Origin of the sequence: Chromobacterium phragmitis (genome assembly GCF_003325475.1) — a bacterium.
GTDB classification, from domain to species: domain Bacteria; phylum Pseudomonadota; class Gammaproteobacteria; order Burkholderiales; family Chromobacteriaceae; genus Chromobacterium; species Chromobacterium phragmitis.
Genome location: NZ_CP029495.1, coordinates 4,118,867 through 4,139,777, shown reverse-complemented (window position 1 = coordinate 4,139,777; position 20,911 = coordinate 4,118,867). Strand labels below are relative to the sequence as shown.

17 protein-coding genes and 1 pseudogene are annotated in these 20,911 nt (G+C 62.5%); 9 read left to right on the top strand and 9 right to left on the bottom strand.

Going from position 1 to position 20,911, the window contains the following annotated elements:
• Positions 1–2,031 carry a site-specific recombinase gene (locus tag DK842_RS19635; protein WP_232538537.1) on the bottom strand — a complete coding sequence of 677 codons (2,031 nt, stop codon included), beginning with the start codon at positions 2,029–2,031 and terminating at the stop codon, positions 1–3.
• A 135-nt stretch (positions 2,032–2,166) separates the two neighbouring features.
• Here DK842_RS19635 and DK842_RS19630 point away from each other — a divergent pair, with 135 nt between their 5' ends.
• The 3 genes from DK842_RS19630 to DK842_RS19620 all read left to right on the top strand — a co-directional run bounded on the left by DK842_RS19630 (position 2,167) and on the right by DK842_RS19620 (position 4,148).
• A complete protein-coding gene (locus DK842_RS19630) occupies positions 2,167–2,757 on the top strand; it encodes a TetR/AcrR family transcriptional regulator (protein WP_114062971.1) in 591 nt (196 codons plus the stop codon).
• A gap of 66 nt (positions 2,758–2,823) precedes the next feature.
• Entirely contained in the window at positions 2,824–3,336 is a 513-nt protein-coding gene (locus DK842_RS19625) for a DUF4442 domain-containing protein (protein WP_114062970.1), read from the top strand.
• Positions 3,333–4,148 carry a crotonase/enoyl-CoA hydratase family protein gene (locus DK842_RS19620; RefSeq protein ID WP_198414583.1) on the top strand — a complete coding sequence of 272 codons (816 nt, stop codon included), beginning with the start codon at positions 3,333–3,335 and terminating at the stop codon, positions 4,146–4,148. Before DK842_RS19625 ends, DK842_RS19620 begins: the two co-directional genes overlap by 4 nt.
• A 59-nt stretch (positions 4,149–4,207) precedes the next feature.
• On the opposite strand, the gene DK842_RS19615 is transcribed toward DK842_RS19620, so the two are convergent.
• From DK842_RS19615 to DK842_RS19605, 3 genes and pseudogenes are all read right to left on the bottom strand, one after another.
• Complete coding sequence (locus DK842_RS19615; RefSeq protein WP_114062969.1) at positions 4,208–5,263, bottom strand: DUF418 domain-containing protein; 1,056 nt, start codon at positions 5,261–5,263, stop codon at positions 4,208–4,210.
• Positions 5,263–5,856, bottom strand: a complete 594-nt coding sequence (locus DK842_RS19610) for a TetR/AcrR family transcriptional regulator (RefSeq protein ID WP_114062968.1) — start codon at positions 5,854–5,856, stop codon at positions 5,263–5,265. Before DK842_RS19610 ends, DK842_RS19615 begins: the two co-directional genes overlap by 1 nt.
• 280 nt (positions 5,857–6,136) lie before the next feature.
• Positions 6,137–7,089, bottom strand: a pseudogene (locus tag DK842_RS19605) (IS5 family transposase).
• 209 nt (positions 7,090–7,298) lie between these two features.
• On the opposite strand from DK842_RS19605, the gene DK842_RS23130 reads away from it, so the two are divergent.
• Positions 7,299–7,595, top strand: a complete 297-nt coding sequence (locus tag DK842_RS23130; protein WP_145964093.1) for a hypothetical protein — start codon at positions 7,299–7,301, stop codon at positions 7,593–7,595.
• A 319-nt stretch (positions 7,596–7,914) separates the two neighbouring features.
• Positions 7,915–8,046 (top strand): transposase, encoded by a 132-nt coding sequence (locus DK842_RS24305; protein ID WP_114062967.1) that lies wholly within the window; start codon positions 7,915–7,917, stop codon positions 8,044–8,046.
• A 349-nt stretch (positions 8,047–8,395) separates the two neighbouring features.
• On the opposite strand, the gene DK842_RS19595 is transcribed toward DK842_RS24305, so the two are convergent.
• The 5 genes from DK842_RS19595 to DK842_RS19575 form a co-directional block, all read right to left on the bottom strand.
• Complete coding sequence (locus DK842_RS19595; RefSeq protein WP_114062966.1) at positions 8,396–9,592, bottom strand: branched-chain amino acid ABC transporter substrate-binding protein; 1,197 nt, start codon at positions 9,590–9,592, stop codon at positions 8,396–8,398.
• A 290-nt stretch (positions 9,593–9,882) separates the two neighbouring features.
• Positions 9,883–10,971, bottom strand: coding sequence for a ferrochelatase (gene hemH, locus DK842_RS19590; RefSeq protein ID WP_114062965.1), 1,089 nt, complete (start codon positions 10,969–10,971; stop codon positions 9,883–9,885).
• Between the two features lie 54 nt (positions 10,972–11,025).
• Positions 11,026–13,326 carry a DNA translocase FtsK gene (locus DK842_RS19585; protein WP_114062964.1) on the bottom strand — a complete coding sequence of 767 codons (2,301 nt, stop codon included), beginning with the start codon at positions 13,324–13,326 and terminating at the stop codon, positions 11,026–11,028.
• Between the two features lie 58 nt (positions 13,327–13,384).
• Complete coding sequence (locus DK842_RS19580; RefSeq protein ID WP_114062963.1) at positions 13,385–14,488, bottom strand: anhydro-N-acetylmuramic acid kinase; 1,104 nt, start codon at positions 14,486–14,488, stop codon at positions 13,385–13,387.
• Positions 14,488–15,822: a M23 family metallopeptidase gene (locus tag DK842_RS19575; protein WP_114062962.1), complete on the bottom strand. Its 1,335-nt coding sequence runs from the start codon at positions 15,820–15,822 to the stop codon at positions 14,488–14,490. Before DK842_RS19575 ends, DK842_RS19580 begins: the two co-directional genes overlap by 1 nt.
• A 277-nt stretch (positions 15,823–16,099) precedes the next feature.
• Between DK842_RS19575 and DK842_RS19570 the strand changes: the two genes are divergently transcribed.
• Genes DK842_RS19570 through rmuC form a run of 4 tightly spaced genes read left to right on the top strand, consistent with a single transcriptional unit; the run spans position 16,100 to position 20,871 of the window.
• A complete protein-coding gene (locus DK842_RS19570) occupies positions 16,100–17,020 on the top strand; it encodes a hypothetical protein (RefSeq protein WP_232538536.1) in 921 nt (306 codons plus the stop codon).
• An 8-nt stretch (positions 17,021–17,028) separates the two neighbouring features.
• The gene (recJ, locus tag DK842_RS19565) at positions 17,029–18,717 is read left to right on the top strand and encodes a single-stranded-DNA-specific exonuclease RecJ (RefSeq protein WP_114062960.1); all 1,689 of its coding nucleotides are present in this window, start codon (positions 17,029–17,031) and stop codon (positions 18,715–18,717) included.
• Positions 18,717–19,283 (top strand): AAA family ATPase, encoded by a 567-nt coding sequence (locus DK842_RS19560; protein ID WP_114063823.1) that lies wholly within the window; start codon positions 18,717–18,719, stop codon positions 19,281–19,283. Before recJ ends, DK842_RS19560 begins: the two co-directional genes overlap by 1 nt.
• Before the next feature lie 13 nt (positions 19,284–19,296).
• Positions 19,297–20,871, top strand: a complete 1,575-nt coding sequence (gene rmuC, locus DK842_RS19555) for a DNA recombination protein RmuC (protein ID WP_114062959.1) — start codon at positions 19,297–19,299, stop codon at positions 20,869–20,871.
• The last annotated feature ends 40 nt before the right edge of the window (positions 20,872–20,911 follow it).

Genomic DNA, 20,911 nt, shown 5'->3' with positions numbered 1-20,911 from the left:
CTAGCCTCGAGTTTCGTCCATTGGCGGCGCGTCGGCCGCCGCCGCTGGGGCCGGCGGCAGGAAGAAGCCCAGCGGCTGCCGGAGGAAGCGCTTGGCCAGCATCGGGATCAGCGGCAGCAGCATCGATCCGGATAGTTTGCGCGAGCGCAGCGCCACCCACAGCGCCAGAAAGAAACTGACGGCGAGGTTGACCACCCCGATCAGCGCTACGCCGGCGCAAGCCAGCAGCACGGTGGACAGGGGGACCTGGAAGTCCAGCGCCACGCTGGCGAAGGCAAGATTGGCCGAAGAGAAGGTGATGTGGCGGATGTCCAGCGGCAAGCCCAGGATCGTGCCCACGGTGCCGGTGAGGCCCAGGAACATGCCGAAATAGAAATTGCCGGCCAGCGCGCCAAGATTGTGCTCGATGTACTGGCCCAGCCGCCAGGAGCGGTTTTCGCCCAGAACCCGCTTCAGCAAGCTGTGGCCGGCGATGCGCTCCGGAATGCGCCGGTAGATGGCCTTGTTGTCGTAGTAGCCTGCGATCAGGCCGGACAGGAACAGAAACACGCCGGCGATGGCGGCGTGCGGCAGCGCCAGACTGCTGACCGGATCGATCTCATGCAGCAGTTTCTGCGCCTTGGCCGCGTCGACCACCGGCGCGCCGAATAGCGCGTGCCAGCCCAAAGCGATCAGCGCCGCGGTCGGTATCGCCAGCATCACGTTGCCGACGATGGCGACGAATTGAGTGCGCACCACCTTGACGATCAGCTCCGCCAGCTCCTCCAATTGCTTTTTGCGGCCGTATTGGGCCTGCAGCACGGCGGCGATCCGGGCGGCGGTCATCGCCGGCTGCTTGGTGGCGATGGTGTAGTGAAGGATCTGCACGATGATGAAGCCGATCGCGTAATTGAGGCCGAAGGCGATGCCTTCCCATAGCAAGGGCAGGTGGCCGCGGGCCAGCATCAGCTTGATTAGCGCCATGAAGCCGACGATCAGGCCGGCGCCCATCGCCGCCTTGCCCATTTTCGACCAGTCGCGGCGATCTTCGGCGATGTAGTGCTCGCCGTGGCGGCCGGCATGCTCGGTCACCTGCAGCGCCAGCAGTTCGGTGTTGGACTTGAACAGGTCGCGCACGCTGTACTTGCGGTTTTCTGCGCGGGCGAAATCCAGCAGCAGGTGGAACAGTTGCGGGCGCTCGGCTGGGTTGTGATCCGGCGACAGCAACTCCAGCAGAGCGCGCAGGCGGGCGATGCTTTGCGCCAGCCGCAGGCCGTGGTAAGTGAGGCTGACCGAGATGCCGTAGCGGGCGGCGTTCTTGCGAACCTTGCTTAGAATGGCCTCGCATTGTTCCAGCAGCACCAGCACCTGCTTTTCGTCCTCGGGCGGCGCCACGCCGTCCACCAGCGCCTGGCGATAGCTATCGACATAGCGCTGCACTTCGGCGTTCAGGTGCATGAAGGGCGAGGCGAAGCGCTCCACCTCGGGGCAGACGCGCACCAGCTCAGGCTCCAGGCCGATGGCGGTGATGCGGGCGGACAGCACCTGAACCGATTCCAGCAGCTGCAAGCGGGTCTGGCGCTCGCTGTCCTGGCGCGGCGCTTCCTGCCAGGCTATGGCCCGCCACAGCGCGTGCCAGGTGGCGTCGGGCACGGTTTCCAGCCATAGATAGTCGCCCTTGTCGCTGAACAGCAATCCGAAACGGTCTCGCAGCGAGTCTGGGTTGTAGGGCATGGGCAGCGCGCGCTCGCCCAGCCGGCGCAGCAGCGTGGTGCCGAAACCGTCGTTGGCCAGAATGCCGGCGTCGGTGTACAGCGGGATCTGCCGGCTTTCCGCCAGCAGCGTGCACAGGGCCTCGCGCAGCGCCTGGCGGAATTCGGGGTGGTGCTCCAGCAGGAAGGACAGGGCTTGCAGGTTGACGGTGGCCTGCTGCGGCGGCTGGCGCTCGCCGGGACGGAGCGCGGCGATCAGAGTCGCCAGCGCCTCGGTCTGGCCTGGCGCGTCGCACAGCCGGCGCAGCGAGGACTCCAGGTCGGGGGTATGTTCGGTCATGTTCTACCAGGGTGGCGCGCCCGGTGAGGCGCGAATGGGAAAAACGCTAGTCTCTATTTTAGGTCATGCGGCGGCCTCGCTGGCAAGCGGGCGCAGGCGATTGACACCTTACTGACCAGTAAGTAGAGTGGCTTGATGCATAATGGTTCCGACAGCAAGAACGATACCCGCAAGCGCATTCTCGACCTGGCCGAGGAGCTGCTGCTGACGCGCGGCTTCAACGGCTTCAGCTATCAGCACATCAGCAGCGCGCTGGGCGTGCGCAACGCGGCCATCCATTACCATTTCCCCAAGAAGAGCGATTTGGGCGTGGCGCTGATCCAGCGTTACCGCCGACGCTTCCAACGCTTCATCGGGCAGCAGGGCGAATGGGACGCCGCCAGCCGGCTGGAGGCGTATTTCGGGCTGTCCGACCAGTACTACCTGCAGCACAAGCAGATCTGCCCCAGCGGCATCCTCAGCACCGAGTTCCAGACACTGCCCGACGACATGCGGCAAGAAGCGGCGGCTTTCATCGACGAGATGCGGCAATGGGCTGTCGCCATCGTCCGGTTGGGACGCGAAGCGGGATCGATGGACTATGCCGGCACGCCGGAAGCGGTGGGCATGATGTTGTTTTCCGCCCTGCAGGGCGGCTTGCAACTGGCGCGCATAGACGAGGGCGCGTTGCCCTTGCTGAAGAGCCAGGTCAGGACGACGCTGGGCCTGGCCGCGGCAAACGGATAAAAACATAAACGAAACGCGGCGGCCGCTTGCCGGCGCGAACAACACGAGAACTACAAAGGGGTGAGCATGGAGTATCGCAAAAACAGCATGAGCCGGATCGCCGACAAGGTTGGGCGCCTGCCAGTGGGCTGGCGCCGTCCGGTGATGTCGATGTTGTTCGGCAAGATCGTTCCCTTTCTGTCCACCGCCGGATTGCGTTTCGAGGAAGTCGGGCATGACCGGCTGACGGTGTCGATCCGCAACCGCAAGAAGGTGCAGAACCACATCCGCGGGGTGCACGCGGCGGCAATGGCGCTGCTGGCCGAAACCTCCACCGGTTTCGTGGTGGGCATGAACATGCCGGACGACAAGCTGATGTTGCTCAAATCGATGAAGGTCAACTACACCAAGCGTTCGCAAGGCGACATGAAAGCCGTGGCGACGCTGACGCCGCAGCAGATCCAGAACATGTACGAGCAGGAAAAGGGCGAAGTGCTGGTCGAGGTGCAGGTTACTGACGAGTCCGGCGAGTCTCCCATCGTCTGCGAGATGTTGTGGGCGTGGATTCCTAAAAAACGTCCGGAGGCGAAAGCGGCATGATCGATCTGCAAACCATGGAAGTGAAGCTGGACGACAAGGTCGCCCTATTGCGTTTCAACCGGCCGGACAAGGCCAACGCGCTGAATCTGCCGCTGTGGCACGACCTGCGCGCGGCGTTGGACTGGGCCGACGGCGAATCCGGCGTGCGCGCCGTGGTGTTGGCCGGACACGGCAAGCACTTCTGCGCCGGCATAGACTTGTCCATGCTGGTGGGCCTGCAGTCCAGCATCCAGGATGAATGCGAGGGCCGCAAGCGGGACAAGCTGCGCCGCGTGATTCTCGACTTGCAAGACTGCGTGAATAGCCTGGAGCGTTGTCGCAAGCCGGTGATCGCAGCGGTCCATGGCGCTTGCCTGGGCGGCGGCTTGGACATCGCCTTGGCGGCTGACTTCCGCTTCGCCGCCGAGGGCGCGGTATTCGGCGTGCGCGAGGTGGACCTGGGCATGGTGGCGGATGTCGGTTCGCTGCAGCGTCTGCCGCGGGTGGTGGGCGAAGGCGTGGCCCGCGAGATGGCGCTGACCGGGCGGGACATGGTGGCCGACGAGGCGTTGGACGCCGGCCTGGTCAACAAGGTGCTGGCCGATCCCGACGCTTTGCTGGCGGCCGCGCTGCAAAGCGCCAGGCTGATCGCGGCCAAGTCGCCGCTGGCGGTGCGCGGTGTGAAGGAAGTGATGAATTACAGCCGCGACCACAGCGTGGCCGACGGTTTGCAATTCGTCGCCGGCTGGAACGCTGCGATGCTGATTTCTGAAGACATCCAGAAGGCAGGCATGGCGGCGATGATGAAGCAGCAGGTGAGCTTCAGGGACTGAGGACAGAAAGATGTCTTCGCCTTCCGGCGGGATGGTTTCCTGCCGGAAGGAAGTCGTTTTCAAGGTGCCGGCCGGTCGCAGACCCGCCGCATCAGCCACTCCAGCGGGCCATGGCGGAAGCGCTTGGACCATAGCCAGGCGAAGGCCACGGCGGCGGCGCAATACAGCGCCGCCGCCGGCGGCACCTGCGCGAGCTTGCCGCTGTCCAGCCATCCCATTTCCTCCAGAACGCCCATGCCGATCAAAATATGGGCGATGTACAGCGTCAGCGTTTGCCGGCCCGCCGCCAGCAGCGGCGCGAGCCGGGCAGCCAAGGCCGGGCGCGACGCCAGCGCCAGGCAGCCGCCTATCGCCACGCTGGCGATACCGCCTGCGTTCAGCATGTACAGCGGTCCGGGCGGCAATGGCTTCGTTCCCAGAAACGGCGAAAACCGGGCCGGCGAAAAGTCTTGCAGCCAGGCCGACAACAGACCGCTGGCCAGCGCCAGCAACGCGCCGCCGGCCATCAGCTTCCATTGCGTGTCAGAGCGGGCCAAGGATTGCCGCGACAGCCATAGCCCCCATATCGCAAAGCCCAGCCAGGGCAACACTGGGTGCCAGCCATTGAGCAGCAGGTTGCGCGCGAAACCTGACGGCGTCCAGAAGCCTTCGTAGCTGAGAGTGTCCCAGTTCCAGCCATGTCCATAGTCCAGTGTTAGTTGCATGGTGAAGGCCGCCGCCAACGTCAGGCACAGCGCGGCCAGCAGCCATCGCTCAGGCAGTTTCAGCAGCAGGCAGGCGGCGAAGAAATAGAAGGCGTAGTAATGGATGATGTCAGCGGGGAATATGGTGAAGTTGAGCAGTCCGACCGCCAGCAGGAACACGGCGCGCCGGCAGGTCTGGCTTATGGCCTGGACGCGAGCCAGCCGCGCGGTGGCCAGGCCCAGGCCAATACCGGCCAGGGTGACGAAGGTGGCGGCGGATCGCCCCTCAAGCAGCGAGAACCAGAACAGCAGCGGGTCCTGGCCGGACGGAAAGGGCGCGATCGCCAGGCGGAAGTTGACCAGCACCATGCCGATCAGGGCCAGGCAACGGGCCAGGTCCAGGCCGTCCAGACGGTTTGGGCGCGGGCTCATCATTTTCCTCCCGCGGGCGACAATAGCTTGTCGATCAAGGCGGAGATGTCTGCGTCTTCCAGTTGGGTGCCCAGTAGGGCGCGATTGATGGCGCAGCCTTCCAGCGCATCCAGCAGCCAGTGGGCGCAGGCGGAAAAGGGCAGGCCATTGTCTATGTCTCCCTGTTCGGCGCCGCGGTGCAAGGCATCGGCCAAGGCGCTGACCAGGCGACGGCGGTTGGCAGCGAACAGCCGAGCCAGCTCGGCGTCGCGCGCCGCTTCCGCCAGCACTTCGGCGGTCAGGCTGACATCTTCCGGACGCTCGCACAGCTGCAGATAGCGTTCGGCGAAATCCCGGATGGCGGGGCCGGCGGGGTCCGCCGCCAACGCATCGATCAAGTCCTGTTTTTCCAGCGCTTCCATCACGGCTATCTCCGCGATCAAGGCCTGTTTGTTCGGGAAGTGGTTGTACAGATTGCCCAGGCTGACGCCGGCGGCATCCGCGATGTCGCGCATGCCGGTCTGGTGGAAGCCTGAAGCGATGAAACAGACAAGCGCCGCCTCGACGATCTGTCCGCGGCGGTTTTCGATTTGCTGCTGGCGCTTGGGCATCATGCGGTTTCCTTTGCGTAATGGTGACTTTCTTGATCATATAATGAACGAACGTTCATTCAACTTTTGGCGTCAAAAAACAGTAGGAATTGCGGATTCATGTGGCAGAAAAACAAAACAGGCACCAAGGAGCCAGCGTGGCTCGTGGGATATCTATGGAAGGTCTGAATAACCTGCCGAGCAAACAGAAATGCAATTTCTCGCAGATGCTTTGGCTGCAGTAGGGCCACCGATTTCAGTCCGGCAACCACCAGAATGACCGGATACCCGGCCGTCCGCCCTTTCAGCTCCCCGCCAGCAAGACCTTTCGCGCCAGCCAGATGTTGGCCAGCCCGAACAACGTCATCAGTTGCGCGGTGTTCTTCTTCAAGCCCCGGTAGCGTGTTTTCAGGTAGTCAAACTGCTGCTTGATGACCCGGAAGGGATGCTCAACTTTGGCCCGAATCTTGGCTTTGACCGTTTCGACCAGCTGGATCTGCCGGTCGTCAGCTGAATCCGTCAGCGCTTGGCGCTGACCGGGCCGCATGGCAATCCACCAGCGCACTGCCCGCGATTGGTGTTCGACTCGCTTGTGCGCGCCAGTAAAGCCGGCATCGCCAAACACATCGACTTCCTCGCCGTGCAGCAACTGATCGACCATCGTGACATCCGCCACATTGGCAGCGGTGCCGGCCACGTGATGCACCAGGCCGGACTGGGCATCGATCCCGATATGGGCCTTCATGCCGAAGAACCACTGATTGCCCTTCTTGGTTTGATGCCTATCCGGATCGCGTTCGCCCAGGGCGTTTTGGGTGGAGCTGGGCGCGTGGATCAGGGTGGCATCGACGATGGTGCCTTGCTTCAACATCCGCCCTTTATCGGAGAGATGCTGGTGGATGGCGGCAAACAGGGCGTGGGTCAGCTGGTGCTTCTCCAGCAGATGGCGGAAGTTCAGCAAGGTGGTTTCGTTCGGGATGGCATCCAGGGAGAGGCCGGCGAACTGGCGCATGGAGGCGATCTCGTGCAGGCTTTCTTCCATGGCGGGATCGGACAGGCTGTACCAGTGCTGCAGGCAGTAGGCGCGCAGCATGGCGGACAACGGGTAGGGGCGGCGACCGTTGCCGGGCTTGGGGTAAACCGGAGCGATGACGGCTTCCAGTTGCGGCCAAGGCATGACCTGATCCATCTCGGCCAAAAGATTTCGCGGCGGGTGCGCTTCTTCTTGGCGGCGAGCTCAAGATCGGTGAAGGTCATCTGCTGTCGCATGGTAGCGTCCTGAGTCAGGCTGGGGTGGAAGTAGTTTGCGGGAAGGTTGGGGACTTGTTCAGACCTTCCCTAGCATCTCATCCAGAGGCTGGGGTAGATCCATGGCATACCTGGAAACAGGTATGGGGAATTGATTTATAACGTAAATTTTCAAGGCGCCGCTAGATGAAATATTTTAGAGGCAAACGGTGTGGGCTATGATTAGTCAAGAGGAGCTGGGATTGTTTGTTGATGCGGTGGCAAAACGACGGGATGCAGATAGCTGTTCGGCCAAATTCTTTAGGGAATATTTGGTCAAGTCTCTCACTATCTTTGATCGTCATAATGCATCTGGTTGGCCATTTCACCCACTGTCCGAAATTCTTAGCCAGGATGGTGAAAGCTGGAAGGAGGTTGAGAGTATTATTGAGCGCCTAATTGAAGGGGGGTCTACAGGCAAATATTGGTTATTAATTGTCTTAAGTGGCAGGATTGTGTTTCCAGAGGGGGAATAAAAGTTTCTCTCGATGACGATCCGTACATCCCGCTGGCCAAGTTTCTTGCTACGGGTGCTTCAGTTAATAGAGAGCATAAATTTGTAGATGTAGGTGCTGGTGTATTTGAATTAAGTCCTGAACTTTATCGGTTTAATAATTAGTTCCAAACAGCACTGATGTCTTGCGGGGCATGGGAAGTCGTGGTGTTCGTATCTCGGAAATATTGACGCCGACACAAGAAGCGCAGCTATATAGGTGTCAAGTCCCGGATGTAGTGGTCTAATAAATCCGGACACCAACTTAGGTGGTACAGTCACCGCCTCAACCAAGGTGACCCATGAGCAGAGCACGTCGTACTTTCAACCCCGAATTCAAACTTGCAGCCGCCCGCCTCGTTCTCGAGCAAGGCCACTCCGTTCGCCAGGCCTGCCAGGCCATTCGCGTTGGAGAAACGGTTCTGCGTCGCTGAATTGCGCAACTGCAGCAGGAGATGCACGTCATCACACCACGCAGCAAAGCCTTGACGCCCGATCAACAGCGCATTCAGGAGTTGGTGGCCCGCGTCCTGCGGTTGGAGCTGGCGAAGTCGCTGTTAAAAAAGGCTACGGCGCTCTTAATGTCCGACGACGTCAAACTTACGCGTTGGTAGACCAGTTAAGCGAGCAAGCGCCTGTTGATGTGTAGACTTGGTCATTTGAGCGCTTGAGCATGCCTATGAACAATGTGGCCGCACCGCATAGGATGCTGTTTCACAAGGAAAACGCCCCTCCGCAATCGAAGGGGCGTTTGCGCCTGCGCCGTCAGGCGTAAGGGCGACTTTACTTGCTGCCGCCCACGGTGGACACCACTTCCCACTTGCCGTTCTTCACCTGATATACGGTAACGGCTCCGTTCTTGATGTCGCCCTTGTCGTCAAAGGCGATCTTGCCCGTCACACCTTCATAGTCGGTTTTGCCCACTTCCGGCAGATAGGCTTTGGGATCGGTGGATTTAGCGCGCTTCATTGCGTCCACCAGCACCATCACGGCGTCGTATTCGAACGGCGCGTAGATCTGCACGTCGGTGTTGAATTCCTTCTTGAACTTCTCGTCGAAGGCTTTGAAGCCAGGCATCTTGTCGCGGGAAATGCCGCAGCTGGAAGCGAATTGGCCTTCGGAGGCATCGCCGGCCAGCTTGACGAATTCAGGCGTTTGCCAGCCGTCGCCGCCCATCAGCTTGGCCTTGATGCCCAGGCGTTGCATCTGTTTGGCCAGCGGGCCGGCTTGCGCGTCCATGCCGCCGTAGAACACCAGATCCGGGTTGGTTGCCTTGATCGAGGTGAGGATGGCGTTGAAGTCGGTGGCGGTGTTGTTGGTGAACTCGCGTTTTACCACTTGCGAGCCGCCGTTTTTCACCGCGCCTTCGAACTGGTCGGCCAGGCCTTGGCCATAAGCGGTGCGGTCGTCGATGATGGCGATCTTCTTGGCGTGCAGCTCCTTGGTGGCGAATTCGCCTAGCGCCTTGCCTTGCTGCACGTCGTTGGCGATCACGCGGAAGGTCGTCTTGAAGCCTTGCTTGGTATAGTCCGGGTTGGTGGCGGACGGAGATATCTGCGGGATGCCGGCGTCGGAATAGATCTTGGAGGCCGGAATGGTGGTGCCGGAGTTCAGGTGGCCGACGACGCCGACCACGCCGGCGTCAACCAGGCGTTGCGCGACCTGGGTGCCGATTTTCGGATCGCCCTGATCGTCTTCCGACACCAGTTCGAACTTGACTTTCTTGCCCCCGATTTCAACGCCTTTGGCGTTCAGATCCTCGATGGCGAGCTTGGCGCCGTACTCATTGTCCTTGCCCAGATGAGAGATGGGGCCGGACATCGGTGAAACCTGGCCGATCTTGACCACGGTTTCGCCTCCGCCTGCAGCCTGGCTCGGAGCGGAGGAGGCCTGATCGGCCGCGGGTTGTTCCTGTTTGCTGCAGGCGCTCATGGCGATGACGGCGGTGGCGATCAGACTGTAGCGAGCGTATTTGTTCATTGAGAGTTCCCCTGAATCTTATCTGCGTAGACTTTGATGATCTCTTTAGGTAAACCAACAACACCATTAAGAGGCTGTCAGTTGCGATCGATTATGTTGAGCAGTTCGCGAGGGTGTCAATGCAGCCCGGCGCGCACCCAATGAATATAGGATCAATATCGCCGTTTTGCGGAAAATAAGTTAAAACCGGGCATATGACCAAAAGGTCACATGCCCGGTTTTTCAGGTTATCCAGTTGATTTTTAATGATTTGTGCGGCGCGGCAGGCAAGGTGAAGGCCGGCATTGATGTCAGGAGGATGCCCCCATGTCATGGGCGCGGATTCGTCTCGCTTGGGCATCTTCTGCCGGTTTTTCAATCCATCCTATCAGATTGTCCCTGGTAATGGCTGCGAGTGCGGCTATCCATTGCGGATCCTCATTGAGGCAGGAGATGTAGCGGAATTCGCCACCGCCGCTGCTCAGGAAGGTTTCTTTTCCCTCCATTGCGATTTCTTCCAGCGTTTCCAGGCAATCGCCGACAAAGCCTGGACAAATCACGTCGATCTTGCCGGTTTTCGCCCTGCCCAATTGTTCCAGCACTTCGCTGGTATAGGGCTTCAGCCATTCGGTGCGGCCAAAGCGGCTTTGGAAACTGATGACGTATTGATCGGGCCGAAGCTGCAGAGCCTCGGCCAGCAGGCGGCCGGTTCTCTGGCATTCGCAGTGATAGGGGTCGCCCTTGTCGCGGGTGAAGCGAGGCACGCCGTGGAAGCTCATCACCAGTGTGTCAGGCGACCCGCCGTGCTGCCAATGCTTGCGGACCTGCGCCGCCAGCGCGGCGATATACCCTGGATTGTCGTGAAAGTGCCGCACGGCGCGCACTTCCGGCATGTTGCGCAGACGGGCCAGCACCCGGAAGGCTTCGTCTAACGCGGTGGCGCTGGAGGAGGCAGCGTATTGTGGGTACAGCGGCAGCAGCAACAGCCGCTCCACGCCTTGTTCCCGCATCTTGCCGATTACGCTTTCGATCGATGGGTTGCCATAACGCATCGCATAATCGACAACCAATTCGCGCAGCCCCATTTCTCCCAGTTGTCCCTTCAGCAGCTTGGCCTGGCTGCGGGTGTGCGTCAGCAGCGGCGAGCCATCTTTGGTCCAGATGCTGGCGTATTTTTTAGCTGACTGCTTGGGTCGAGTGTTCAGAATGATGCCGTTCAGAATCAACCACCAAGGCAGGCGTGGGATCTCGATCACGCGCGGATCTGAAAGGAATTGCTTGAGGTAGGGGCGCAGCGCTTGCGCGGTAGGCGCATCCGGGGTACCCAAATTGATCAGCAGCACGCCGGTCTTGGGCGTGTAATCATGGCGGAACGCGGGTTCGGGCAGATAGCGGGGCATGGCCATCCTTTATTGTGGGAATGCGGACGCCGCGGCGGCGGCGTCCGTGAGGTCTCAGTCTTCTCTGGCCGGGGCCAGCACGGTGCGGTTGCCGTTGCTTTCCATCGAGGATACTAGGCCGGCGGCCTCCATCTGCTCGATCAGCCGCGCCGCGCGGTTGTAGCCGATTCGCAGATGGCGCTGCACCGAAGAGATCGACGCCTTGCGGGTTTTCACCACGATGGCGACGGCTTCGTCGTACAGCGGATCCGATTCGCCGTCCGATTCGCCGTCTAGGCCGCCGGCGCTGGCGTTGTCGTCGCCGTCGGCCTGCCCTGTGAGGATGCCTTCGATGTAGTTCGGTTCGCCGGAGGCTTTCAGAAACTCCACGACGTGGTGGACTTCCTCGTCGGAGACGAAGGCGCCGTGGACGCGGTTGGGGTAGCCGGTGCCCGGCGGCAGGTAGAGCATGTCGCCCTGGCCCAGCAGCGTTTCCGCGCCCATCTGGTCCAGGATGGTGCGGCTGTCTATCTTGCTGGACACCTGGAAGGCGATGCGTGTCGGGATATTGGCCTTGATCAGGCCGGTGATCACATCCACCGATGGCCGCTGGGTGGCCAGGATCAAGTGAATGCCTGCCGCGCGGGCCTTCTGCGCCAGACGGGCGATCAACTCTTCGATCTTCTTGCCGGCCACCATCATCAGATCGGCCAGTTCGTCTATCACCACCACGATCAAGGGCAGGGTGTCCAGCGGCTCCGGCGTTTCCGGCGTCAGGCTGAACGGATTTGGAATCTTCTCGCCGGCCTTGTCGGCATCCTTGATCTTCTGGTTGAAGCCGGCCAGATTGCGCACGCCGAGCTTGGACATCAGCTTGTAGCGGCGCTCCATCTCGCCCACGCACCAGTTCAGCGCGTTGGCGGCCTGCTTCATGTCGGTGACCACCGGGGCCAGCAGGTGCGGAATGCCTTCATACACCGACAGCTCCAGCATTTTCGGGTCCACCATGATCAGCCGCACTTCCTGCGGCGTCGCCTTGTACAGCAGCGACAGGATCATAGCGTTGATGGCCACTGATTTACCGGAGCCGGTGGTGCCGGCCACCAGTACGTGGGGCATCTTGGCCAGATCGGCCGACACCGGCTGGCCAGCGATGTCCTTGCCCAGCGCAATGGTCAACCTGGACGCCATGTTCTGATAGCCGTCCGAGCCGATGATTTCGGTCAGCTTGACGATCTGGCGTTTGGGATTGGGCAGCTCCAGGCCCATGTAAGTCTTGCCCGGAATGGTTTCGACCACCCGGATGGAAACCAGCGACAGCGCGCGCGCCAGGTCCTTCATCAGGTTGACGATCTGCGCGCCCTTGACGCCGACCGCGGGCTCGATTTCGTAACGGGTGATCACCGGGCCGGGATAGGCGGCGATCACTTTCACTTCCACGCCGAAGTCGGCCAGCTTGCGCTCGATCAGCCGCGAGGTGTACTCGACGGTTTCTTGCGACACCGGTTCCAGCGTTTCCTTGGGCGCGTCCAGCAGGCTCAGTCCGGGCAGGGCGCTGTCTTTCGGGTCGGCGAACAGCGATTGCTGGACCGGCTTCTGCGCCTTGGAGGAAACCGGCACTTCCAATACCGGCGGTTCGATGCGCACCGGCGCGGCGTCCTCAATCCTCTTCTTGGCTACGGAAACCTTTTCTTCGCGCTTTTGCGCGGTTTCTTTGCCGATTTCCCTATCCTTCTTGGCTTGCCATTTCCGCCACAGATCCATCGCGCCTTCTTCCAGCCAAGCGCCGATGCGTTCCATCAGGTTGAGCCAGGATAGGCCGGTGAACAAGGAAAAACCGATGGCGGAGAGCACGCCCAGCAATAAATAAGAGCCGGACAACCCCAGTCCGTGGGCGATGCCTTTGCCGATGAAGTGGCCGAACATGCCTCCGGCATCAAGCGGCAACGAAACGGCTTTCCCATCCAGCACGATGGCCTCGAAGCTGGAGCTGGACAGCAGCAGCAGAACAAAGCCGCCGACCGCGGCCGCAGTGATGGGGTTGAACTTGAAACCCAGGCTTTCGATTCGGCGGTAGCCCCAACCTATCGCCACCAGGCAGAACACCACCAGCCACCAGGCGGAGAAACCGAATACGTACAGCAGCATGTCCGACAGCCATGCGCCAAAGGCGCCGCCGTAATTGCGGACGGTGGGGTCGGAGGAGCTGTGCGACCAGGAAGAGTCGAGCGGCGAGTAGCTGGCCAGCACCAGCACAAGGTAGACGGCCGCCACCGCCATCAGCAGCCACCATGCCTCGCGGAACAGGGCGACCAGCTGCGGCGGCAGCGGCGTCTGGTTATTCTTGACTACGGCTTTGCGCTTGAAAAATCGCATTTTTCTCATAATTGGCTATGACAGCTGCTGATTATAGCCTGATGCGAAGCTTTTCACCTTACCGCGGATACAGCGCGCCCAAGACGCGTGGCCCTTGCGCGCCGGTGACGGCGGGCAGGTTGCCGGCTTGGCGGCGGTCGAAGCGCCATCCTAGCCAAGCGAAGGCGATGGCTTCTATCAGTTGCGCGGGCAGCCCAAGGGCTTCTATCGCTTCCAGCCGCTGCCCGGGCAGCAGGCGGGCGATTTCTGCCAGCAGCGCGCCGTTGCGGGCGCCGCCGCCGCAGACGTAAACCGCCTGGTTGCCGCGGCAGTGCTCCAGGATGGCGTCGGCGATGCTGCGGGCGCTGAAGGCCAGCAAGGTGGCCTGTACGTCTTGCGGGCTAGGTTGGGCCGACAGTGCGTTGAGCTTGTCCGCCAGCCACGCGTCGTCGAACAAGTCGCGGCCGGTGCTCTTGGGCGGCGGCTGCGTCAAATAGGGTTCCGCCAGCAGCGCAGCCAGCAGCGGCGCATGGACCGCGCCGCCGGCCGCCCAGCAGCCATCGTCGTCGTAGGGCTGGCCGGTGTGGCGCAGGCACCAGGCGTCCATCAGCATATTGCCCGGGCCGCAGTCGAAGCCGATGGCGGCCGCGCCGGCGTGCAGCCGGGCGAGGTTGCTGATGCCGCCGATGTTCAGGATCACGCGCTTTTCGTCAACGGAGGAGAACGCCCCCTGCTGGAAAGCGGGCACCAGCGGCGCGCCATGGCCGCCGGCCGCCACGTCGCGGCTGCGGAAGTCGGCGATCACGTCGATGCCGGCCAGCTCCGCCAGCCTGGACATATTGCCCAGTTGAATGGTGTAGCCGTGGTGCGGCGCGTGGCGCACGGTCTGGCCATGGCAGGCGATGGCGCGGATGTCGCCGGGAGCGCGTCCGGCCTTGGCCAAAAGCTGTTGAACCGTCTGGGCGTAGATGTCGGCCAGCTGATTGGCCAGCGTCTGGCTGCGATGCAATTCGTCATGGCCGCGCGGCTGCAGCGCCAGCACGGCTTGCTTGATCGCGGCGGGATAGGGCAGCACGTGGTCGGCCAGCAATGCGGGCCGGCCCGTTTCGTCGAAACGCACCAGCACGGCGTCCACGCCGTCCAGGCTGGTTCCGGACATCATTCCAATGTAAAGGTCGGTCATCAATCCATCAGTGCAACGTTGACCGGGATGCTCTGCAGCAGGTCCAGGCGGGCGCTCAACACCTGTTTTTTGGCGTCGAACTGCGCGAGCTGGGTCCGGCTCAGGCCCGGCGTGGGCAGGGCGTTGGTCGCCGGGTCCACCGGCTGATCGTTGATTCTAACCTCAAAATGCAGGTGCGCGCCGGTGGAGCGGCCGGTGCTGCCGACATAGCCTATGACATCGCCCGCCTTGACCTTGCCGCCAGGCTTGATGCCCTTGCCGAATGCGCTCATGTGCGCGTACAGCGTGGTGAGCTTGCCGTTGTGGCGTATCATCACCACGTTGCCGTAGCCGCTTTCTCGGGCCACCTTCACCAGCTCGCCGTCCGCCGGGGCGACGATGGGCGTTCCAGAGCTGGCCGCGTAATCTATGCCGGAGTGCATGCGCAGCGAGCGCAGTATCGGGTGCATGCGCAGGCCGAAGCCGGAGCTGATTCGCGCGCTGGCCACTGGCTGGCGGCTGAAGCCTTTTTTGATTGGTTTGCCGGCTGCGTCGTAATACGCGCCGCTTTCGCTGTCATGGGCGAAGTAGAAGGCCTGGTGCAGCTGTCCGCCGCGCAGAATGGAAACCGCCAGCAGATTGCCGCTGGCAATGGGCGCGCCGGAGTAAACCATGGTTTCGTACACCAGATTGATGCGGTCGCCCGGTTTCAGGCTGGACAGCTCGAACTGGTCGGAGAACACTTCGGCCAGCTGGTTGCGGATATCGGCCGGCACGCGGGCGGCGGCCAGCTCTGCCGCGGCGCCGCGCTTCAGCGTGATGGAACGCACGGTTTCCACGCTTTCCGCCGCCACCGGATCGGCGCTGGCTTGCCATTGCCCGTCGCGTTTTTCCAGCGCGACCAGCACCTGCTCGCCGTTGTCGTCGTCTTGCAGGAAGCGCAAGCCGAACAGGTCGCCGGCATCATTGGTCTGCACGGTCAGCGTGGCGCCTACCTTCAGCTTGAGCAGGTTCTTGGCCAAGGGGCTGGTATACAGGAACGCGCGAGCTTCGTTGTCGCGGACGCCCAGGCGGTTCAGCACGCGCGCGATGGTGTCGCCGCGCTTGACGGCTTCATCGCGCCAGTAGCGGGTCTGGCTTTCGGCGAAGCGGAATTCAGGCAGAGCCAGTCGCTCCACCACTTGTTGCTGCAGTATTTGTTCCGGCTGCGTTTCCTTGGCTCCGTTGGCCACGGCAAAGGCCGTGGCGGTGCCCAGCAGGGGGAGGCAGGCGGCGACGCCCAGCCAGCTCATGTGGTGGTTGAGCAGCTTGTCGGCGCACTTTTGCGGGATGCGTATCAGTTTGCGATAATCCATCACTCTTCCGGGCAGGCGAGGCCTGCCTATTCAAAAATAATCTTGACCCGATTCCGGCGCGGGCATGCGCCAAATTCATGTTTGGTCGGCAAGCCGCGAGATAGTTCCGGCAAAAAGGTTCAGTGTGCCGCAGAATGTCCCGCGCGCCAAATGACCAGCGGCCAAAATGCCCGCCAATTGCAATTCATCTGGCAAAAAAATGAAATTAATCCTGTTGTTACCTGGTTTGAGCTGGCTGGACGCCCATGATGGAGCGGAAGTTTGCAAAGATCTGAGTGTGCCGTCGCTGCAACAGTTTTTGGGCAAAGGCGCGCTGGCGCGCCGCGAGCGGAGCCATGCGGAATGCTTGGGCCGGTTGTGGGGCGCTCCGCCTGCCGGCCTGGCCAGATTGGCCGCCGCAGCCGCCGGGCTGGATGCGGCCGGCGGCGATTGGCTGTTCGCAGACCCTGTGCACCTGCGGGTGGACCGCGACCGCGCGCTATTGGCAGACGTGGGCGTGATGACGGTGAGCGGCGACGAAGCCGCTGGGTTGACCGCTGCATTGAACGAGCATTTCGGCGAGGATGGCCTCACTTTCCACCCAACGCAGCCCGGCCGCTGGCTGCTGCATTCGAATAAGCCGCTGCGCGCTCGCTTCACGCCGCTGTGGGACGTGGTCGGGGAGGATATCAATCGCCATTTGCCGCAAGGCGAAGACGGGCTGGCCTGGAGCCGGATGCTGAACGAGCTGCAGATGCTGCTCTACACCCAGCCGCTGAATGACGATCGCGAGCTGCGCGGCGATCTTGCGATCAACAGCGTATGGTTGTGGGGCGAAGGAGACCCCGGCGCATGGCGCGCTCCGGCCCCAAGGCTGCTGGCCGACGACGAGACGCTGCTGCCGCTGGCCCGGCTCACCGGCATGCAAACCGATGCCGCGCCGTACGCTTTCGATGGGCTGGAGGCCGGCGAGGACGCCTTGCTGGCGCTGGACACGCTGCAGGCGGCCGCGCAATACCGCGACGCCTGGGGCTGGCGAGAAGGGCTGGAGCGGCTGGAGCGCGACTGGTTCGCTCCCATGCTGTCCGCGCTGCGCCAGCGCAAGTTGGAACAACTGACGCTGATCGCCACCGGGCCGGCCGGTTTCGAGCTGACGCTCAAGCCGTCCGATTTGTGGCGATTCTGGAAACGCGCGCTGCCGCTGGCGGCGCTGTACTAGAAGAAGATATGTCGCAAATCGTCACTCGAGAAGTGCCCGCCGAACTGCAGCACAAGCTGCTTGGCCAAGGGCTGACTCCGCTGCAGGCGCGGCTGTACGCCGCCCGCGGCATCTTGGACAGCCAGGAGCTGGATTACGGCCTGAAAGGGCTGCTCCCTTATCAAAATCTGAAGAACGCCGAGGCGATGGCCAGCAAATTGGCCGACGCCATCGCCGCCGACAAGCGCTTGCTGGTGGTGGCCGACTACGACGCTGACGGCGCCACTGCTTGCGCGGTGGCGGTCAAAGGGCTCTCCATGCTGGGCGCGCGCATCAGCTTCATCGTGCCCAACCGCTTCGAATACGGCTACGGCCTGACGCCGGAAATCGTCGAGCTCGCGGCGCAAAAGCGGCCTGACATCATCGTCACCGTCGACAACGGCATCGCCAGCGTGGCGGGCGTGGAAGCAGCCAAGGCGCTTGGCATCGAGGTGCTGGTGACCGATCACCACTTGCCTGGCGACGCGCTGCCTGACGCGCTGATCGTCAACCCCAACCAGCCGGGCTGCGAGTTTCCGTCCAAGAACCTGGCTGGCGTCGGCGTGATGTTCTACGTGCTGATGGCGTTGCGGGCGGAAATGCGCCGGCGCGGCGCGTTCGACGAACAAACCCAACCCAATCTGGGCGTGCTGCTCGACTTGGTGGCGCTGGGCACGGTGGCCGACGTGGTGCGGTTGGACCGCAACAACCGCACCTTGGTGGAAAACGGCCTCAAGCGCATGCGCGCCGGCAAGATGGCGCCGGGCATCGCCGCCTTGTTCCGCGTGGCGGGCCGCGCCCACTACAAGGCCAATACCTTCGATCTAGGCTTTACCCTGGGCCCGCGGCTGAATGCCGCCGGCCGGCTGGACGACATGAGCCTGGGCATCGCCTGCCTATTGGCGAGCAATGAAGAGCAGGCGATGCGGCTGGCGCAGGAATTGGACAAGCTCAACCGCGAGCGGCGAGGCATCGAGGCCGGCATGCAGGACGAAGCGCTGGCGGCGCTGTCCGGCATAGACGCCGACAACCGCTACACGCTCAGCCTGTACCGTGACGACTGGCACCAGGGGGTGGTGGGGATCGTGGCCTCCCGGCTGAAGGAACGCTTCCACCGGCCGTCCATCGTGTTCGCGCCCGGCGACGAGGGCGAAATCAAGGGCTCCGGCCGCTCCATCCCCGGCTTCCATCTGCGCGACGCGCTGGATTTGGTCTACAAGCGCCATCCGGGACTGATCCTCAAGTTCGGCGGCCATGCGATGGCGGCCGGGCTGAGCCTGGACGAGCGTCGTTTCGGCGAGTTTCAGCAAGCCTTCGAGGCGGTGGCGCGCGAGCTGCTGGACGAAAAACAGCTGACCCGCACCATAGAGACCGACGGCAGCCTCCCGGCGCGGGACGTCAATCTGCAGTTGGCCGAGACGCTGGCGGCCGAGGTATGGGGGCAGGGCTTCCCGGTGCCGTACTTCCACGATCCCTTCATCGTGGTGAACCAGAAGCTGGTGGGCGACAAACACTTGAAGCTGAGGCTGGCGCGCGACGGCTGCGAGTTCGACGCCATGCTGTTCAACCACGCCGACTGGCTGCCGGACCGCATCCAGGCGGTGTATCAGCTGATCGCCAATGAATGGCAGGGCCGCAAGGAGCTGCAGGTGTATTTGCAGCATTGGACCGCTTGCTGATGGCGCAGAGGGGTGAAAGCCAAGCGCGCCTGGTTCTGACCGGCGGGCCCGGGGCCGGCAAAACCTCGCTGCTGGAAACCTTGCGGGGCCGAGGCTGGTCCGTATTGGAAGAGGCGGGGCGCGCCGTCATTCAAGATCAGGAACGGATAGGCGGGCCGGCGCTGCCCTGGATGGACAGGCGCGCTTTTGCCGACCAGATGCTGGGTTGGGACATGCGCAATCACCGGATGGCGGAGGCGAGCGAGGGGCCGGTTTTCTTTGATCGCGGCATCCCTGATGTCATCGCCTATCTCGAACTGTGCGGCCTGCCGGTGCCTGCGCACCTGGAGAGCGCTGCCAAGGTGTTTCGCTACGACCAGGTCTTCCTGCTTAGGCCATGGCCTGAAATATTCGTCCAGGATCGCGAGCGCCGGCAAACGCTGGAAGAGGCGGAGCGCACCTGCGAAGCGATGGAGCGCGTTTACGCCAGACTGGGATACCGATTGCAGGAAGTGCCGCGAGGCACAGTCATGCAGCGGGCGGATTTTGTGATGAGCTGGATGAGCGCTTGGCGCCGCCGGCGATGAAGGGATATCGGGAATGGAAATGTTGGCCATAGGCTTGTTGCTGGGGCTGATCGGCGGCGGCGCCGCCGCCTGGACGGCGAGAAGCAAGGGCATGCGCGAACGGGAGGCATTGAAACAGCAGGCCGCCGCGATGCAGGCGCAACTGGAGGCCTTGCGCCCGCAACTGGACGAGGCGAGGGCGCGCGAGCAGGAGGCCGTGCGCGCGCAGCAGGCGCAAGCGCAGCAACTGGCCGACAGCCAGACCCAGCTGGGCGCTTACGTGGCCCGCGCCCAGCGCGTGCCAGAGCTGGAAAGGCAGCTGCAGGACAGGGAGCAGGCCTTGGCCGCGGCGCAGCGGGAGTTGCGAGAGATCGCCGCTCAGCTGGCGGCCCGCGAGGAGCAGGGCAGGGTGCTGGAAGCGCTGGAAGCGCGCAGCCTGCAGCAGGGGCAGGACATTGTCCGTTTGAGCGCGCGCGAGCAGGAGCTCGCCACCACGCTGCAGCAGGAGCGTCAGCAGAGCCAGGAAAAGCTGGCCCTGCTGATGGAGGCGAGGCAGACGCTGTCCGATCAGTTCAAGGCATTGGCCGGCGACATCCTGGAAGAAAAATCCAAGCGCTTCACCGAGCAGAACCAGCAAAACCTGGGCGCGCTGCTCAATCCGCTGCATGAGCGCATCCAGAATTTCGGCAAGCTAGTGCAGGACACTTACGACAAGGACAGCAAGGAGAGGCTGACGCTGGAAACCGAGCTCAAGCGCCTGCAGGAGCTGAATACACGGCTGGGCGACGACGCCGTCGCGTTGACCAACGCCCTGACCGGCGCCAGCAGCAAGGCGCAGGGCACCTGGGGCGAGATGGTGCTGGAGAAGGTGCTGGAGACTTCCGGCCTCACCAAGGACCGCGAGTACCGAGTGCAGGTGTCCGACGTGGTGGAGACCGAGGACGGCATCAAGCGCTACCAGCCGGACGTGGTGATAGACCTGCCGGAAGGCAAGCAGCTGGTGGTGGATTCCAAGGTGTCCTTGAACGCCTATGTCCGCCATACCGCGGCCGAGGACGACGCCGCGCGCGAAGCGGAACTGAAAGGCCACATCGCCGCCATCCGCGCGCATATCCGCACGCTGTCCGAGAAGCGCTACCAGGACTTGTACAAGCTGCACACCTTGGATTTCGTGTTCATGTTCATCCCGGTGGAGCCGGCTTATTTGCTGGCGGTGCAGCACGATATGAGCCTGTTCAACGAGGCCTTCGAGCGCCGCATCATGATAGTCGGCCCCAGCACGCTGCTGGCCACGCTGCGCACCGTCGCCAGCATCTGGCGCTATGAATACCAGAACCAGAACGCGCAGGAAATCGCGCGCCAGGGCGGGGCGATGTACGACAAGTTCGTCGGTTTCGTGTCGAACATGGAAAAGCTGGGCAAGCAGCTGGATACCAGCCGCGACACGTTTACCGACGCGATGAAGCAATTGACCGGCGGCCGCGGCAATCTGGTGACTAGCGCGGAGAAGCTGCGCAAGCTGGGCATACGCAACAACAAGCAGTTGGCGGCGCAGTTGCGGCTGGAAGGCGGGGACGACGCGGACGAGGAGCTGTCCGAAGAAGAATAAGCGGCTAGGGCGGCGAGGAGATGCAAGTTGCATTATCATG

Excerpts from the sequence above, each read along its gene's own strand:
- DK842_RS19625 (WP_114062970.1), top strand. The coding sequence starts at position 2,824 with ATGGAGTATCGCAAAAACAGCATGAGCCGGATCGCCGACAAGGTTGGG.
- rmuC (WP_114062959.1), top strand. The coding sequence starts at position 19,297 with ATGGAAATGTTGGCCATAGGCTTGTTGCTGGGGCTGATCGGCGGCGGC.
- DK842_RS23130 (WP_145964093.1), top strand. The coding sequence starts at position 7,299 with ATGATTAGTCAAGAGGAGCTGGGATTGTTTGTTGATGCGGTGGCAAAA.
- DK842_RS19560 (WP_114063823.1), top strand. The coding sequence starts at position 18,717 with ATGGCGCAGAGGGGTGAAAGCCAAGCGCGCCTGGTTCTGACCGGCGGG.
- DK842_RS19575 (WP_114062962.1), bottom strand. The coding sequence starts at position 15,822 with ATGGATTATCGCAAACTGATACGCATCCCGCAAAAGTGCGCCGACAAG.
- recJ (WP_114062960.1), top strand. The coding sequence starts at position 17,029 with ATGTCGCAAATCGTCACTCGAGAAGTGCCCGCCGAACTGCAGCACAAG.
- DK842_RS19580 (WP_114062963.1), bottom strand. The coding sequence starts at position 14,488 with ATGACCGACCTTTACATTGGAATGATGTCCGGAACCAGCCTGGACGGC.
- DK842_RS19585 (WP_114062964.1), bottom strand. The coding sequence starts at position 13,326 with ATGCGATTTTTCAAGCGCAAAGCCGTAGTCAAGAATAACCAGACGCCG.
- hemH (WP_114062965.1), bottom strand. The coding sequence starts at position 10,971 with ATGCCCCGCTATCTGCCCGAACCCGCGTTCCGCCATGATTACACGCCC.
- DK842_RS19620 (WP_198414583.1), top strand. The coding sequence starts at position 3,333 with ATGATCGATCTGCAAACCATGGAAGTGAAGCTGGACGACAAGGTCGCC.
- DK842_RS19630 (WP_114062971.1), top strand. The coding sequence starts at position 2,167 with ATGCATAATGGTTCCGACAGCAAGAACGATACCCGCAAGCGCATTCTC.
- DK842_RS19595 (WP_114062966.1), bottom strand. The coding sequence starts at position 9,592 with ATGAACAAATACGCTCGCTACAGTCTGATCGCCACCGCCGTCATCGCC.
- DK842_RS19635 (WP_232538537.1), bottom strand. The coding sequence starts at position 2,031 with ATGACCGAACATACCCCCGACCTGGAGTCCTCGCTGCGCCGGCTGTGC.
- DK842_RS19615 (WP_114062969.1), bottom strand. The coding sequence starts at position 5,263 with ATGAGCCCGCGCCCAAACCGTCTGGACGGCCTGGACCTGGCCCGTTGC.
- DK842_RS24305 (WP_114062967.1), top strand. The coding sequence starts at position 7,915 with ATGAGCAGAGCACGTCGTACTTTCAACCCCGAATTCAAACTTGCAGCC.
- DK842_RS19610 (WP_114062968.1), bottom strand. The coding sequence starts at position 5,856 with ATGATGCCCAAGCGCCAGCAGCAAATCGAAAACCGCCGCGGACAGATC.